Here is a 16,923-nt window from a genome sequence, read left to right on the forward strand (position 1 = left end):
TATGAGAATTTTCCTTACACTACTGGTCCCAATTGTTCTTCTATCCGGTTGTTGGGATAAAAGAGAACTGACAGATATTGCATTTGTCGCCGCAATTGGAGTGGACAAGGCTGAAGATGGAGGCTTTATCGGTACCTTTCAAATTATTAACCCTGGAAATGTAGCAGGTGGATTACAAGGTGGATCAGGTCAAGATAGCTCAACGGTCACTGTCTATGAGATATATGGTGATAATTTGACTGAAGTGAGCCGGCAGGCAGCTAGTGAAATATCAAGAGTCTTATTCTATTCTCATGCAAATTTAGTTGTAATAGGCGAAGAATTGGCAAAGGAGAAAGGAATTGCGAGTTTTTTGGATGCACTTGACCGTGATGACCGTTTTCGTGATACGGCAAGAGTGGTGATCGCCAAAGATACAAGCGCCAATAATTTATTAAAGGTGTCTAGTCCAATTGATAAAATTCCGGCAAATAAAATTACAAAGACACTTGAGTTTTCCGAACAGCAATGGGGAGAACAATGGCCAGTTAATATTCGGGAACTTCTTAATGCACTATCCGCTGATGGAAGGGAGGCCATTATTCCCAGCTTTAAATATTTTGGCAGTGTAGAGGAGGGCGAGCGAATGGAAAACTTGCAAAGTACCGCTCCCGAGACCGTCCTTAAAGCTGATAGTATTGCTGTGTTTAAAAAGGACAAATTAATTGGCTATCTCCATGGGGAGGAAGCAATGGGAATGGCATGGATTATGAGTAATATTCATGAAACTACTATTGGAATTGATTGGGAAGAGGAGAAAAAGCCAATTTCCTTCCAAGTTATTAGCGAAAAGACCAAAGTAAAGGTGGCCATGAAAAATGGGAAACCAACCGTTTTTATTAATATTGTCGCTAGGGGTGAATTGGGAGAGGTTAATATACCGGTCAATATTGAAGACTATCATGTTCGTAAAGAAATAGCGGAAAAAGCAATGAGAAGAATTAAGGAAATCGTTCAATCTACGATTACAAAAAGCAAAGAATATCAAACAGATATATTTGGCATCGGTGAAAAGCTGTATCAAAATGATCCTGATTCTTGGAAAAAGTTAAAGGAAGATTGGAATGAGGAACACTATCCCGAATTAGAGGCTGTTGTTAAGGTCGACGTAAGTATTTCCAGAACTGGATTGAGGAAAAACCCTTTTACATATGAGAAATAATGGGAAATAAAAAACCGGCATGGTTAATTCTTAAAGTAGCTTTTTGAAGTGCTTTAGAATTAATACTGCTCGGTTTTTATTTATGAAGCTTTTTTCTTCTTTCGATTCTTAAAAAATGCGATTAAAAGTAACAGAGAAGGAATGACTATTTGAAAGGGAAAATGTATATATAAGGAAGCGACAAATAAACCTTCTTTAAGGTGTTCAAGTGCATTATTAGCTGTCACAATTGAAATGAAGATAACAATGAACCCATATGGAAGTGCTAATCTTGCAGGTTCGGGCAAATTAAATAGATCAGCAGTCCCAATAATAGCAGCATAAAAATAAATAACTATTTTAAAAAATCCAAGAATGATGAGAGCGAGCATAAAAAAGATATCAAGACGTTCCAAAAACTCCGCTAATTCAATAGACTGAATTGTATTTAGGAGAGGGAATTGAGTTCGTTCCAATGTAGAAACACTCAAAACACTAATATTCACAACCATGCTAATCGTTAAATTAATTCCACTTAAGGCAATCGCTAACAACCCGGCCGTTTTCGCCTTTTGGGGTTTGTTTAAATAGGGGAGAATCATTGAAAATGCAAAAATCTCGCCAAATGGAAAGAATAAAACTTCGCCTGCTGCTACCTTTATAACAGGATATATCCCATTTTCTAAAATTGGCTTTAGGTTACTTAGGTGTATAAGGTCAGAAGAAATAATAAGAATAAAACCGATAATAGCCAAAAAGTAAATAAAAGCAAAAAATAATTCTCCGCTTCTTGCGATGACCTCAACTCCTTTCCTTACAGTATATACAACAATGATAATTAGTAAGAAATGGTTGATCACAATTGGCGTACTTGAATAACCAACCATTGTGAGCATTTCCCCGAGATCACGAAGAACTCTAGCCGCTAAATATAAAAAAAAGAGCATATAAAAAAGAGCAAGTATTCTTCCGGGAACTTTACCAATTATTTTTTGTACATAGGTTGTTGGTAATACATCTGGATAGTATCGATAAAGCCCATAATAAAGAAGAAATATGCAAAAACCACCTAACATGGCAATTAAGATGGCGATCCAGGCGTCTTGTTTCGCTTTAATTCCAATTGGGAATAGTAAAGCACTACCAAGTTCAAACATAATGATTAAAACAAAAAGCTGATAAGAACTAATTTTAGCTGGCTCCATGGATAGATCCCCCCTCTTTCGCAAATTCTAATAAAGAATGTTTAAAAAGAGCTAAATTGCGAAACTCCTGTAATGCGGCAAGGAGTTTGATGCAACAGAGCTCATTGGATTGCGATTCCGCTGCTCAAATATGTTCCCAATGGGATACGCCCAATTGTAGGAGGATCGCAACCTCAAATCTTCTGTATATCCATGTGGAACTACCTAGTATTTGAACAGACTATAATTCGTAAAAGATAGTCGTTAGCAATTGACGTCAGTATCTTTAGTAAACTTAAGCCCTTTTAAATAAATCTTAATATGAGTTCATTCTTCGTTTTACCCATTTTGATCCCTTTTTATAACTGAAAAGGGCCAAAGTAAAGAATACAGCAGGAACAAATTGTGAATGAAAGGAGCTATACATGAAAGTACTGGGGATTTTTATTCTCATGATAACTCTATTATCTGTTTTAACCATTTGCATGAATTTTACTTTTGGCCTCAATTTGAAGGAAGCCTTTCAACTGTGGGCCCGCCCCCTTTTATTAATGCAAGGCGGTGAAAAGACTTTTTATATCCTCTATCCATTGGTCATCGTTCTATTACCAGTGCTTCGTTTTATAAAGAACAAGCGACAAGGGAAAAAGACGTAGTCATCCCTTGTCGCTGTTGTTCGCAGTTATTCTTTTAAAGATGTTTCCCGCTATAACAATTAAGAAAATGACAAGGGAGCAATATTCGTTGGACATTATCCCTTGTCATTTTTCTTTGCGTAATAATTACATATTCTTTTTATGAAGAGTCCTACGATTACACCGGGTATGACACTGAGCATAGGAAGCCAGATGATTCCAGGAATAAACGTTATTTTACTTGAGTAAATCGTACCAACAGTTACAAAATAGGCACAGAAAACAAAGGGCATAAAGGAATACGGTTCTTTCCCACCCCCAGCATCTTTATAGGCATCCCACATGGCGAAAAAGTACAGACAGGGATAGAAAAGTAACCATTGGAAATTAACTTGTTCCATGGCCATATCCATGTCACCATGAAAACTAGCGATAATGACATCATTGAAACGGGCTTTTACATTGACGACAAATTCTAGGGCAATCAACACAAGACCTTTTACATATTTTTTATTTAATAATTGTCCGAAACCGGGAAAGGCAATGCTCCAAAAAAGCTTTTCTTTTGCATCCACATTATTCTAGCCCTTTGTTAATTCTCTGCGGTCAGGTGCAGAGGGAGGCTTCTCGAACCAGCCATTATCAATCATTATATTTGCTCCATCCAGTGAATACTCCCCGGTTTCCACCATTAGACGACTATAAGCTGCGGATAGGTCTTTTCTTGCACTTCCACCGATACTTTGCCCATAGAAAACAATTCCTGCACTTTCTAAGAAGCTCGTGTGGTACATAAGAAGTTTATCTGAAAAAATAGGATCTGTTGTCGTCATAACCGTGAAATTTCCTGTAGCTGGTGCAGGAATATTACTTTCACTTAAAAACTTGACAAAGACTGCATTATGATGCTTGGAAATCTCCGCACCCCTTGTCATATAATTTTGTACCTTTTTCGATTGTGCCACTTGGGCAAATCCAGTTAATAAGGCACCGCCAAGAGCATTTCGGTAAAGATTCATAAATAGTAATGAAATTTCTATACTTGTAAGTGGTCTTTGCTCTCCCATCCATCCTGCCAAAAAATGCCTCTTTTGCGCAAAATCAATTTGTTGCGGATAGGGAATAGTGGGAGGACGTACATAAATACCTTTTTGGATCGAAAGGTCAGTTGTACGGTTAAATAATTCAGCAGATGATTGAAGGCAATGGGTAAAATGTTCACGTAAACTTTTCCGAGTTGTATTAGGAAGAGCCATGCTATAGGTGTTTAACCCCATAATCCCAAGGTTTTGCACATAATGAAGAATAAGTTCATCGCTGTACAATCTAGGTGCCGAGGTATTTACATCTTGTTCTGAAAATGCCGCAGGAGTGGGAAGATCCTCCTCTCGAAAAATATTCTTATCGATATCGATATGCTTTTTTGATAGCTCCAATCCATATTCAACACAAGCTTTAATTTCGGGATCTTCTACATGTTCGACAAAATAAGATAGCATACAGGTGGCTAAGGCATCATTTGTGTAAGATTCAAATAAAATGCCTAATTCACTGGCTGTTAATTTCATATGGTCGTGGGTTGTCATGCATTTACCTCCTATTTAGATATAAGTAGGTATAGTGTTTCCTAAAATAGAATTTGTATAAGATTGTCGAGAAAATTTTAAGAAAATGTTTGAAATGTGAGGTGGTCGCAGCAAGAATGCTTTTTTCTACAGTGAGAAAGGCAAGATTGGAGGAGCAGACGATACCTAAACCTATTGGTAGTAAATAGGGGTCCCTTTCATATAAATTTATCTTCTGCTTAAATGTCCTCGAAATTAGGTCTAATTTTGCCTTTTAAAAAAAGACCATTTTAAAGGTTGTGAACGCAACTGCAAAGTCTCCTCTTAGATTACCAGAATTTGCACATTTAGCGAAAAGGTCCCTTTTTGAAATGATAGAAGCTTATTGGCAATTTTCCCGGCTTCTTCTAAGCCGTGAAAGGAGCTAATGAACCCATCGTCTTCCTTACGAATATAATGGCCCATAATGAGGAGGTTTATCCAATGTTTCCAAATTATCCCTATTTTGGGTATCAAACAAAATGTAAAAATGAGCCAATCGCATTTCCACCGCAACACCAACCTGTACAACCCGGACTAGAATATTTAATGCACCCTCGTCCGATCTCTGAAAATCCTAATGAGCGCGGCTCCGAAAAATTAGCAAATAAAGTGGCTATCATTACGGGGGGAGATAGTGGTATTGGGCGCGCAATTGCTTATGCTTTTGTAAAAGCAGGAGCTAAAGTGGTGATTGTCTATTTGAATGAGCATCGTGATGCGAAGGAAACAGAGCGAAGAATTTATGAGCTTGGTGGAGATTGTCTCCTGCTTTCTGGAGATTTAAAAGATGAGAAAATGTCTAATTATGTTGTTCAAAAGACAATAGAAGCCTTTGGGAAGATTGATATTTTGGTGAATAATCATGGGGTACAATATGTCCAAAAGAGCATTCTTGATATTACGAAAGAGCAACTTGAGTTCACATTCCAAACGAATGTTTTCGCATTCTTTTACATGATTAAAGCAGCTCTCCCCTTTATGAAGGCTGGTAGTTCGATTATTAATACGACTTCGATTACAGCGTATGAAGGGCATAAAAAGCTGATTGATTATAGTGCAACAAAAGGTGCGATTGTGACATTAACACGATCTTTATCACTTTCCCTTGCCAATCAACAGATTCGCGTAAACGCGGTAGCGCCAGGGTCGGTTTGGACACCGTTAATTCCAGCTAGTTTTTCTGCCAAAGATATTATGAAATTTGGACTAGATGCGCCTATGAAAAGAGCAGGACAGCCTGTTGAGTTAGCACCTGCTTATGTTTACCTTGCTTCAGATGATGCAAGCTTCGTATCTGGGCAAGTCCTCCATGTAAATGGGGGTGTAATGGTAAGTTCGTAAAGATAGGGATGTATATGTATCCGAAAAAAGATCTTTCTCAGATACATAATATCATCATGTAGAATGGTGGATGATATAACGCATTTTCCTATTGCTAGACCAAATAGCATATCCATCAGATATTCCTTGTTGGCTTATGCATTCCTTTGCCTATTTTCGAAGGAAAATGTTTGGGATAAATATTTTGCGAAAGTGTTTGAAAGGCTTTTTATTCTATAAATACCATATAGGCATCCAAATGGTTTTTCACCTAACTTTTTTGGATGCCTATATTTAGTTTAAAGCTCGAGGTTTATTTTAGGTAAAAGATGGCATTGACTAAAATGTGAAAGATAATGACTGATTGATAATAGCGCTTTTTCAGAATCTTCTCCTTATCTTCTTCATTTATATATATAATATAAGAATGTCACTGATTGGAATAGCAAGTCAAGATCAAGAATTAATAAGATTAGAGGACACGTTTATGTCTAGTTATTCACAGAATGGTAGGGAGAGAATAGTGAAAAAGAATACAAAACAGAAATACGTTGTAGCTGCTTTATTAATTGCCACTTTCTTAACGGCTATTGAGGGGACGATTGTAAGTACAGCGATGCCAAAAATTGTTGGTGATTTAGGTGGAAGCCATTTATATACTTGGGTGATATCGGTTTACTTGCTTGCAACGGTCATTAGTACGCCGATTTTTGGGAAAATGGCTGATTTATATGGTAGGAAGCGAATGTTTACGATTGGAGTGCTCATTTTTTTGGTAGGTTCCGTGCTTTCTGGCTTGTCACAGTCAATGCATCAGCTTGTTGTCTACCGAATTATTCAAGGGTTGGGAGCTGGAGCATTAACGACGATCCCGATGACGATCATTGGCGATGTCTTTACATATGAAATGCGCGCAAAGATTCAGGGGTTAATTAGCAGTGTGTGGGGAATCTCAGGTATTCTAGGTCCATTAGTGGGGGGCTTTATCGTAGATTCTATTTCCTGGCACTGGATTTTCTTTATGAATCTTCCATTTGGAATCATTTCCTTAATTTTAATTGCCATCTCTTTACATGAACATATGGAAAAGAAGAAACGGACGATCGATTATGCAGGAATCTTAACTTTTGCAGTCTGTATGACTTCGTTTTTATATGCATTGAATCTTTGGAAAGAAGAGCGACAATTAACCGGAAATATTATGATCATCTCTGCGCTTGCCTTGGTTAGTCTTCTTCTTTTTATCTGGATTGAATCAAAGGGAAAAGAACCAATGTTGCCGCTCTCTTTATTTAAAAACCAATTAATCGTTGTATCAAATATCGCAGGATTTTTAATTGGCTTTATATTGATTGCCGTGACCTTTTATATTCCGCTATGGGTTCAAGGTGTAACTGGCTTAAATGCTACCTTGTCTGGAATTGCCATGTTGCCGCAATCCTTAACCTGGCCATTAGGTGCTTTGCTAGTTGGAAAATGGGTGAGGAAAATGGTGGTTGGGCAGATTGCTTTAGTTGGCATGGTCTTTATCATTATTGGATGTATCGGGATGAGCTTGTTGCAAACCGGCACAAGCTTACCCTGGATGATGCTAATAACCGCTATTTTAGGACTTGGTTTCGGGTTATCAACCACTTTATTTACTGTGGTTGTACAATCTTCTGTTGGTTGGAATATGCGTGGTGCTGCTATGGGATCTAATAATTTATTTCGTACTTTAGGCCAAACTATTGGGATTGCCGTATCTGGTCTTTGGTTAAGTGATCAATTGCAGGGTGTCAAGTTAGAAGCAAGCTTGCATCAAGTCTTTATACTATTAATTGTATTAGCGGGGCTAGGCTTTGCTGTAACTGCGACGCTTTTAGGAGAAAAGGGGAGAGGATTATCAACAGAATAAGTTTGTATTGTGCGATAAATAGCTCCTTGATCTAGCTAAGTTACTTTAAAGCTGGGAAGGTGGAATTCTAAAGTAAGGGTGATGGTTCGACCATCACCCTCACTGGTTCAAAAAGACAAAGGGAAATAGCTCAACATCCTAGACAGTTATCCAATCAAAGGTTTACCCGATGCATCTTAAATGTTCTCCTTCGATTCGCTATTATTCAATTGTGCCCGTACTCTTGACGGATGCCTTCACTTGAACATCAAATTTTACATTTGGATAAAGTTCCTTCCATTCCTCATTCGTATCACGGTTATGGATTCTTGTGGCGCGATATCGGAGGCCAAATCCTAGTGGATCTGCATTCTCTTCCTGAAGCATCTTTAAAAATTCAATGGTGTTCTTTTTGGCTGTTTTGCTTGCAAGCTTGCTATAATGATCTAATTTTGATGCCGGCATATCTTCAAACGATTCCTCAATGATTCCTGCTAATTTAACTTTCATTTTGATAACAGGTGTTTCCCCTGATGTATCAATTTTATAATTTACATCAATCGAATCGATCGCTAAGAGAAAATGATTATCTTGATCTTTCACCCGAAGATCATATTTATTTATTTCCTTTCCAAGTACATTATAGGATTTTGTATGTTTACTTGAGAGATGAAAATGTTTTCGATCATTTTTCAGGATGATGGATTTATTGACCCTGACCTTTGTCTTTTTTTTGTTAGTCTGAATTACAGGCAAGACAGGGTCAATTCCTGGCTCAAACAAACCCCTTCGCAATTCAAATAGAAAAGTGGAAACAGTATAGGCGCTTTCTACACCATTTCTTGAAAAGAGATTTGTCAAAAGATTGGAGGCAGCCATTTCGGATACAGGCTCGGTTTTTAGAACATCTTCAGCTGTTGGTTGACCCACGGCTACCCAGGCTATCATTTGAATATCCCTTCTCCTAAAGATAAAGTCCATGACATCTTCTATATTATGATCTAACAGTTTTTCTCCTAGGAGGATAATTTGACTATGGCCAAAATCAGGTTCCTTATCAGCGTGCGTTTTTAGAAAACGGATGGCCCCCGCTAAGCTAGAATCTTCCCGTGATAGGTAGCCATACTTATTGCCTGATGCTTCTTTAAGGGAGCCGGTAGGGATCGCCAACTTAAGGGTAACTCTATAAGGCTTTTCTTCATTACCTGTATAATCAATTGCGATTCCTTGTACAAAAATTCTCTTATCAATATCTTTAAAACCACAGCTAGACAGGAATGGAGTAAGAGAAAATACAAAAAGAATAATCGGCATATATGTTTTAGACAGTCTCTTCATGCTGTTTTGCCCTCCTTCGCACATACCAGAAAAGAATGAACATAAATAGAAAAAAAGGTGGAAGACAATTAAAGAAGTATTTTGTGTAGATTAATAACGTATATTCATTCAAATGGGTTGTTAGGAACAAGGTGACAATCCAAAAAAAACCTATATAAATAAATGGTGTAAGATTTGTTTTTTTCCAATTGAATTTCTCTAACCAAAAAATGTTCTTACACAGCTCTAATGCCACATGCCAATGGATAAGGAGACTTATAAATGTGACAGCTAGGAAAAACATAAAAAAAATAAACATCACTCTTTCGATTACACCAAACTTCATCCGCAACGTATCACTCGTTGTAATGCCAGGGTAAACAAGATGATCAATTTTTTCAAAGCCATTAAGCCCAATTGGGATCACATAGGTAGAAATAATAGTAAGACTACCAACAATCCCGATGACTAACATTGACTTCCAAGATAGCTGGAATTTTACTTTTTTGAAAGCTCGATTAAAAACAATTAGATTAGCAATCCCAAGGAAACAATAAAGAGCCGCGGAAAAGACACTATAGCTTGGCCATCTATTACTATACATTACTGCAACGCCAACATAATCCCACATGAAATTGGGGCTACTATACGCTTTAAAAAAGATAAAAGCAATTAGTGGAATGGAGAAAATAAGCACTGTTTCGACGGTATATAAAACGCTCCTCGTGTGCATGAGAATCCCGTAAGAAATAAAGATTAAAAAAAGGCAGGCAATAAGGATAATCGACATGTCCGGTGTTAAGAACCGTTTGATCATAAAGGTAAAGGTGATTAAAGTAATTAATCCAGCCCCAAGCCAAGTAATACTTAGGAGACTTAAAATAGGTAGATAGATCCGTTTGGAAACATATTGCTTCAATAATTCTGACAGGTCCTTTCCTTGAAAGGAGTTAAAAAAACGAATAAACAGATAAACCGATAGCAATCCCGCTGGAAGGGAAAGAAGCAGAGAAAAAGAAGTGCCATTCTCTTTATTAAGGAAAAAGATCTTTGGCACAGCCGAAATCATATTGGCGATCAAATTGACAAATATGAGATAGTAATAATAACGATTCATGATGTTTCCCCACTTGTTTCCTTTTCTTTCGCCTGAATAAATAATTTAAAATAAGGTTCTTCAAAACTATTTTTATTGGAAAGAATCATGATAAAGCCAATAAATGCTAACACCAAACCGGCCATCCCCCCAAAAGTGGCGAACAATAAGATGATATATTTAGAAACCCGAATAGAGAAACTCATTTCGTTAATCGGAATAACGAAAGTCGATACTGCTACAGCCGATATAATAATAATCATAATATTTGAGGTGAGCGCTGCATCTGTCGCAGCCGTTCCTAGAATGAGTCCGCCAACGGTCGTAGCTGTAGCACTGACAGCTTTTGGCAGGCGAATGCTCGCTTCCGTTAATAGCTCCATGACGATTAACATAAATAAAACTTCCACATAGGAGGGATAAGGGACTCCTATCCGAGAACCGGCAACAGATAAAGCTAATTCTGCACGAAAAATTTCGGGATTATAAGAAGCCACTGCGACATATAATCCTGGAAAAATAACACAGGTAACAAGCCCAATATATCGAAGGATCTCTGCAAACTTCGTTACCCAATAAGGATGGTAATTATCCTCCATAGAGGTCATAAAATCGAAAAAAACAGCTGGTGCCAGGATAACCAAAGAATCGCCATCAAGTAAGAGGACGACTTTTCCACCAGATAGATTATAAGTAATCCGGTCCGTACGTTCTGTCTGCAGCATAGTGGGAAGCAGTGAACGTTTCTTTACATTTAAAAAGCGAACTAGTTCGGCACTGGATAGAATAACATCACTGTTTAATTTCTTTAATCTTTGTTTGATCTGTTTTAACACTACCGGCTTGACCAAATCCTTATCATAAATGACCGCTAATGATTGATGAGATTTCTTCCCGACTTCATGCATTTCGATTACTAATGAAGGCTGGTGATAGCGTTGGCGGATTAGATTTAGATTGGTATCAATATCTTCACTTAGAGCAAGCTGTGGACCCATGATAGTAGGCTCAACATTGCTTTCAAGCACGGTATCTGTACTTACGGTCTTAAAGTCGAATAAGAGAATACTCTCGTTCAGAGAGATGGCGAGACTCCCTTTTGTTAACTCTAGTTGGATTTGTTCCTTGGATTTGATGATTTGCTGGTTTGGAAGAGAGTTTAAATAGGCTTCTACTTGCTCCATGGAAGTTAGTTCAAAAAAAGGCTTGATAATCACTTTTTGAAGTTGATCATTATCTGTCACCGTTTTGATAAAAAGTAGTTCCATTTCCTTTTGGTCAATTTTTAATGGTTTATGGGTAAAGTCGAAGGAATCTTTAAATTGTTGAATTAGCCAATCTTTTGTTGTGGAGGATGATAAAGTTGATTTTTTAGGCATTGTTGGGGCCTCCTAGTTTCGTTTCCAAAAATCTTCTATAGGTAGTTTTGGCAAAAGCTTATAAACTATACGGAAATAGGAGGAAGATATGAGATAGAAAATAGCTGCGAAAGCCCGCAGCTATTTATACTTCTTGTAGAGCTTGGATATGATGGATTTTGATTTTTCTTTGACCAGTTTGTTCAATCCAGCCGCGCTCTTGAAATTCAGCAAGTTTTCGACTGACGGTTTCAGGAGTTGTTCCAAGATATGAAGCAAGATCCTTTTTAGCCATTGGCAGGATGAGGGTTTGGTCGTTTTGACCGTCTAATAGTTCAAGCAAATAGGCTGCAATTCGCTTTTCTGCATCCTCTGACGTTAAGCTGCTGATTAGCTTTTCCGTTCGATCTAAACGCCGTCCGAATTCCTCAAGAATTTTTATCGAAATGGTCGGATACTTTAATAAAAAAGTTTGCAAATCTACTCGTCTCAAAACACATATTTCAGTTTTTTCCATGGCAACGGCATAATGATCAAACATAGATTCAGTAAATAGGGATAGTTCTCCCATAAAATCACCTGGTTCTAAAATGCGAATAAGTTGCTCTTTGCCTGATTCAGAGAGGAGGTAAATTTTCACACGACCCTGATGAACAATATACAAATGAGCGGACTGATCACCTGCACCATAAATGATATCATTCCGTTCGTACTGAGCATGTGTGGTTGTTTTAGCAATTTCTAGCATTTCCTCCGGTTGTAAATGGTTGAAAATGGGTACAAGCGAGACACAGAGCTGCTGCATCTCTTTTGGATGATGGTCACAAGCTTTCAAATTGGATCTGCTCCTTGTTTCTTATAGTAGTATTCCGTTTCATTTTATTATAACTTGTTATTCGAATGGCGTTCAGAATAACGAGTAGTACACTCAATTCATGGATAAACATACCAGAAGCTAAAAATACTTTTTGAAATAGAACACCAATAAGAAGAAGGAAAACAGTACTAACTGCGAAAAAAGTATTTTGCTTCATATTACGTACAGTCGCCTTTGCTAAGGAATATGCGTGAGGTAATGAATCTAACTGATCAGCCATTAAGACAATATCTGCGGTTTCCAACGAAACATCAGTCCCAGTACCTCCCATGGTAAGACCAATATCAGCTGTGGCAATTGCAGGTGCATCATTAATTCCGTCCCCGACCATAGCAACACGCAAACCTGTTTTTTGTAATTCCACAATTTTAGCGACTTTTTCTTCAGGAAGTAATTCTGCTAATACGTGATCGATTTCTAATTCAGCCGCTACCCGTTCTGCTGTATAGCGGTTATCACCAGTAAGCATATAGATTTGTTTTATTCCCGCCCTTTTTAAATTCTTAATACTTTCTTTGGCATCAATCCGGATTTGATCAGTAATTGATATAAACCCTTCTATTTCTCCATTTATCGCAACAAGAACGACACTGTTTCCCCGTTTTTCCATTTTTAAGATGGATGACTCTATATGAGTGGGGATTGAAATCCTGTGTTCCTTCATTAAAAGGCGATTTCCGATAACAAGTTGTTGATTGGAAATAACAGCTTGTAGGCCCTTCCCTTTGATAACTTTGGTTTGGACGGGTTTGTTGATTAGGGAGATGTTTCTATGTTTCGCTTCTTGAACAATAGTTTGACCGAGATGATGCTCAGAGGTGGTTTCAGCTTCCGCTACTATTTGCAATAATTTTTCCTCACTCATTGTGAACGATTTAATATCGGTTACTGCTGGTTTTCCTTGTGTTAAAGTGCCAGTTTTATCAAAAACAACTGTGTCTATCTTAGCCAAATTCTCGACAGTTTCCCCGCCTTTCATCAAGACACCGTTTTTTGCTCCATTGCCAATCCCAGCTACAATTGAAACAGGTGCTGAGATCACGAGGGCACCTGGACAAGCAATGACAAGAAAGGTTAAAGTAAATTCAATGTTTTGAGTGAAAATCAACACTATAGTGGCTAAAATTACTATGGCAGGGGTGTAGATATTGGCAAACTTTTCAAGGAATTTTTCGGTTTTTGTTTTCGATACCTGAGCTTCTTCCACAAGTTCAATAATTTTTGCAAAGGTTGTATCATCTCCTACCTTTTCTGCAATCACTTCTATATAGCCGTGATCCAAGATTGAGCCACTGAAAACAGGATTTTGGATCTCTTTATGGGCTGGAATGGACTCCCCTGTAATAGCAGCTTCGTTGACAAAAGCTGTCCCAGTAACAACTATTCCATCAACCGCTACTCTCTCTCCAGATTGAATAATAACATGGTCACCTTTCTTCACCTCTGCGATGGGAAGAACGACCTTTTCTCCATCCCGTAAGACAGTTGCTACTTGAGGAGAAAGATCGATTAAGTCTTTTAAGGAACCTCTTGTTTTTTCCAATGTCTTCGTTTCAAGATAGGCGCCAAATAAAAATAAAAAGGAGACAACAGCGGATTCTATATATTCTCCAATGAAGATGGCGCCAATAATCGCAATTGATACAAGTAGCTCGATACTAAATGTCTTCATTTTTAGCGATTGAATCGCCTTTATAATGATCGGGATGCCCGCAATGCTAGTTGCAATTATTAAAAGTATATTTTGAAACTGGGTGAGATGAAGAAGATGAGAAATAAAGGCGAATAAAAGTAAGATGCCTGTGACACCTGCTATTTGTGCCTTAGTTTTACTTTTCAATGAAAACACTCCCTTCTGATACTTTTCGAGCAGGTGGAATTGATGTCACCAAGCCGTCACCTTACCCGATAATATAATTTCCTATCATGCCTTTGCATTTATAACTGGATAGCCAAGTTTTGTGATTATTTTCTCTAGCTGTTCGGCTGTTGTATTTGTTTCATCGAATGCTATTTTAACTTTACTCGAATGGAAAAGAACACTTGTCTCTTTTACACCCATTTGTTTATTTAAAACTGTTTCAATTTTCTTGATGCAAGATGGACAGGAAAGAGTTTCTAATTGAAATTTGACAGTGGCCATTTCGACCGCCTCCTTTATTGTTTGTATTCTTATCATAAAGGGATTAAAATGATAGCTCCTTGATGTATATCAAGAATGGGAAAAAAATAAAGAAGAAAGTAAAGAGGCTTTTGTCAATTTGTGCTGAAAAATTTTTAGACTATGTCCAAAAGAGTGGATATGATGCATTTTTAACAAATATTGACAGATTGAAATTGAAATAGAAGGTTGGACATTTTTATAAAAAGAGTTATAATATCGTAGTCACTTTTTTTAGTTAGAAAGAAACCTAGTTTTATGGATTTTTAGTGTTAACTTAAAACAAAAAGTGGCACATACTTTGCACTTTTGTTTTTTAGTAAGAGGGGAGCGTTTAAGTTGAATTGGCTTAAAAAATTCTCATTCAACATTCATAGTAAAAGTGTACAATTTTTTCTAATCGCAATTGTTCTATTTTGGATAAAAACATATGTAACGTATAGAATCGAATTTAATTTGGGAATTGATAATTCTGTTCAGGAGTTTCTTTTATTTATCAATCCACTTAGCTCTGCTTTTTTATTTTTCGGAGCAGCTTTATTATTTAAAAAACATTGGGGAGCAGCCTTAATTGCTATCCAATTTGTTCTATCATTCTGGCTTTACGCAAATGTTGTCTATTATCGTTTCTTTGATGACTTTATTACATGGCCAACCGTTTTACAGTTGAAGGTAAATGGGGGACAAACTGAGAGTGCCTTATCTTTGATGACGCCACTTGATATTCTCTATTTCACAGATACGATTATTTTGCTGTCATTGTTAGGCTTTAAGGTCATTCAATTAAAGGCCGCCTCCACGAGGAAATTAGCTATTATCCCAATGGCTGTTGCAGTGGGAATTTTTATGTTTAATTTGTCCTTAGCGGAAGCTGATCGACCCGAGCTATTGACACGATCATTTGACCGAAATTATCTTGTGAAGTATTTGGGAGCTTATAATTTTACCATTTATGATGGTATCCAAACGGCACGTTCTTCGATGCAGCGTACTCTTGCCAGCAGTGATGATGTCACTGAGATCGAAAATAACTTGAAGGCTAACTTCTCCAAGCCCAACTCAGATTATTTTGGAAAAGCCGAAGGGATGAATGTTATGTATATATCCCTTGAGTCGTTGCAGACATTTATAATTGATTATGAATTGGATGGTCAAGAAGTAACCCCATTCTTAAATTCGTTGGCTCATGATGGAAACACTTTTTATTTTGATAATTTCTTCCATCAAACAGGTCAAGGGAAAACATCTGATGCGGAATTTATGATGGATACATCATTATTCCCATTATCCCAAGGTTCAGTGTTTATTAATAAAGCACAAAATACGTATCATGCTGCACCTGCGATCCTTAAATCAAAAGGTTATACATCTGCTGCATTACATGGAAACTATAAAACTTTCTGGAATCGAAATGAATTTTATAAAGCTTTAGGTTATGATCACTTTTTCGATGCCACTTATTATAATATGACAGCAGAAAATGTGAAAAACTATGGTTTGAAGGATAAACCATTCTTAGAGGAATCTATGCCATTATTAGAATCCTTGCCACAACCATTTTATTCTAAACTATTGTTGCTCTCGAACCATTTTCCATTTGCGATGGATGAAGGAGATACAGATTTTCCAGCAGGAGATTTTGGCGATAAAGTAGTGAATCAGTATTTTCAGTCAGCAAATTATATGGATCAGGCTCTGGAAGAGTTTTTTGAGAATCTAAAAGAAGCTGGTTTATATGACAATACGATTATTGTGATGTATGGTGACCATTACGGAATCTCAGAAAATCATAATGATGCAATGGAAAAGGTTACTGGAGAAGAAGTAACATCATTTAAAAATGCCGAATTGCAAAGAGTTCCACTTTTTATCCACGTACCAGGGGTACAGGGTGGAGTCGTTCATAAATATAGTGGTCAAGTTGATGTTCAACCAACGATTCTCCATTTATTAGGCATTGATACGCGTAACTATTTAAACATAGGAAACGATATTTTATCACCTGAGTTTAAGGAAATTGTTCCTTTCCGTAACGGAGACTTTATCACTCCTGAAGTGACACAGGTAAATGGTGTTTGTTACGCGACTGATACAGGTGAGCCGATTGAGGATGAGCAATGTCGTGCAGATGATCAAATTGCGAAGGAAAAATTAGAAATTTCGGATCGAATTGTTACGAAGGATTTACTCCGTTTCTATCAACCTGATGGTTTTGTACCAATTGATCCGAATGATTACCAGTACACAAATGGTACAAAAGATTAAGGAAAACTATAAAGCGCCAGTTTTAGGGGGACAGGGGAGATTGAGAG

General features: G+C 37.4%; 14 protein-coding genes. 5 read left to right on the forward strand and 9 right to left on the reverse strand.

Translation table 11 applies throughout. The features are described from left to right. Window position 1 precedes the first annotated feature (1 nt). Window positions 2-1,201, forward strand: coding sequence for a Ger(x)C family spore germination protein (locus tag J2Z23_RS03595; RefSeq protein ID WP_238482590.1), 1,200 nt, complete (start codon window positions 2-4; stop codon window positions 1,199-1,201). A gap of 80 nt (window positions 1,202-1,281) precedes the next feature. On the opposite strand, the gene J2Z23_RS03600 is transcribed toward J2Z23_RS03595, so the two are convergent. Next, window positions 1,282-2,385, reverse strand: a complete 1,104-nt coding sequence (locus tag J2Z23_RS03600) for a GerAB/ArcD/ProY family transporter (RefSeq protein ID WP_057988628.1) — start codon at window positions 2,383-2,385, stop codon at window positions 1,282-1,284. 404 nt (window positions 2,386-2,789) lie between these two features. Here J2Z23_RS03600 and J2Z23_RS03605 point away from each other — a divergent pair, with 404 nt between their 5' ends. Beyond that, on the forward strand, window positions 2,790-3,020 hold the full coding sequence (locus J2Z23_RS03605) for a YczF family membrane protein (RefSeq protein WP_209973209.1): 231 nt from the start codon (window positions 2,790-2,792) through the stop codon (window positions 3,018-3,020). Window positions 3,021-3,115: 95 nt separating this feature from the next. On the opposite strand, the gene J2Z23_RS03610 is transcribed toward J2Z23_RS03605, so the two are convergent. Beyond that, on the reverse strand, window positions 3,116-3,574 hold the full coding sequence (locus tag J2Z23_RS03610; protein WP_209973212.1) for a hypothetical protein: 459 nt from the start codon (window positions 3,572-3,574) through the stop codon (window positions 3,116-3,118). Window positions 3,575-3,580: 6 nt separating this feature from the next. Then, window positions 3,581-4,585: a DUF3231 family protein gene (locus tag J2Z23_RS03615; RefSeq protein ID WP_209973214.1), complete on the reverse strand. Its 1,005-nt coding sequence runs from the start codon at window positions 4,583-4,585 to the stop codon at window positions 3,581-3,583. Window positions 4,586-5,047: 462 nt separating this feature from the next. On the opposite strand from J2Z23_RS03615, the gene J2Z23_RS03620 reads away from it, so the two are divergent. Together J2Z23_RS03620 and J2Z23_RS03625 are read left to right on the forward strand one after the other, a co-directional pair. Then, on the forward strand, window positions 5,048-5,947 hold the full coding sequence (locus tag J2Z23_RS03620; protein WP_064467777.1) for a glucose 1-dehydrogenase: 900 nt from the start codon (window positions 5,048-5,050) through the stop codon (window positions 5,945-5,947). Between the two features lie 502 nt (window positions 5,948-6,449). Beyond that, on the forward strand, window positions 6,450-7,823 hold the full coding sequence (locus J2Z23_RS03625) for an MDR family MFS transporter (protein WP_338018408.1): 1,374 nt from the start codon (window positions 6,450-6,452) through the stop codon (window positions 7,821-7,823). Between the two features lie 201 nt (window positions 7,824-8,024). On the opposite strand, the gene J2Z23_RS03630 is transcribed toward J2Z23_RS03625, so the two are convergent. From J2Z23_RS03630 to J2Z23_RS03655, 6 genes are all read right to left on the reverse strand, one after another. Beyond that, complete coding sequence (locus J2Z23_RS03630; protein ID WP_057988616.1) at window positions 8,025-9,140, reverse strand: Ger(x)C family spore germination protein; 1,116 nt, start codon at window positions 9,138-9,140, stop codon at window positions 8,025-8,027. Beyond that, window positions 9,124-10,236 (reverse strand): GerAB/ArcD/ProY family transporter, encoded by a 1,113-nt coding sequence (locus J2Z23_RS03635; protein ID WP_064467779.1) that lies wholly within the window; start codon window positions 10,234-10,236, stop codon window positions 9,124-9,126. Before J2Z23_RS03635 ends, J2Z23_RS03630 begins: the two co-directional genes overlap by 17 nt. Next, window positions 10,233-11,594, reverse strand: coding sequence for a spore germination protein (locus tag J2Z23_RS03640; RefSeq protein WP_209973218.1), 1,362 nt, complete (start codon window positions 11,592-11,594; stop codon window positions 10,233-10,235). The genes J2Z23_RS03635 and J2Z23_RS03640 overlap by 4 nt, the downstream gene beginning before the upstream one ends. Before the next feature lie 124 nt (window positions 11,595-11,718). Continuing rightward, window positions 11,719-12,408: a Crp/Fnr family transcriptional regulator gene (locus J2Z23_RS03645; protein WP_238482591.1), complete on the reverse strand. Its 690-nt coding sequence runs from the start codon at window positions 12,406-12,408 to the stop codon at window positions 11,719-11,721. Continuing rightward, window positions 12,395-14,299 (reverse strand): heavy metal translocating P-type ATPase, encoded by a 1,905-nt coding sequence (locus J2Z23_RS03650; RefSeq protein WP_338018409.1) that lies wholly within the window; start codon window positions 14,297-14,299, stop codon window positions 12,395-12,397. The genes J2Z23_RS03645 and J2Z23_RS03650 overlap by 14 nt, the downstream gene beginning before the upstream one ends. 75 nt (window positions 14,300-14,374) lie before the next feature. Beyond that, a complete protein-coding gene (locus J2Z23_RS03655; RefSeq protein WP_209973222.1) occupies window positions 14,375-14,593 on the reverse strand; it encodes a heavy-metal-associated domain-containing protein in 219 nt (72 codons plus the stop codon). A 357-nt stretch (window positions 14,594-14,950) separates the two neighbouring features. Between J2Z23_RS03655 and ltaS the strand changes: the two genes are divergently transcribed. Next, the gene (gene ltaS, locus J2Z23_RS03660) at window positions 14,951-16,876 is read left to right on the forward strand and encodes a lipoteichoic acid synthase (protein ID WP_057988605.1); all 1,926 of its coding nucleotides are present in this window, start codon (window positions 14,951-14,953) and stop codon (window positions 16,874-16,876) included. The last annotated feature ends 47 nt before the right edge of the window (window positions 16,877-16,923 follow it).

It is taken from the genome of Lederbergia galactosidilytica (assembly GCF_017873565.1).
Taxonomy (GTDB): Bacteria; Bacillota; Bacilli; order Bacillales; family Bacillaceae_C; genus Lederbergia; species Lederbergia galactosidilytica.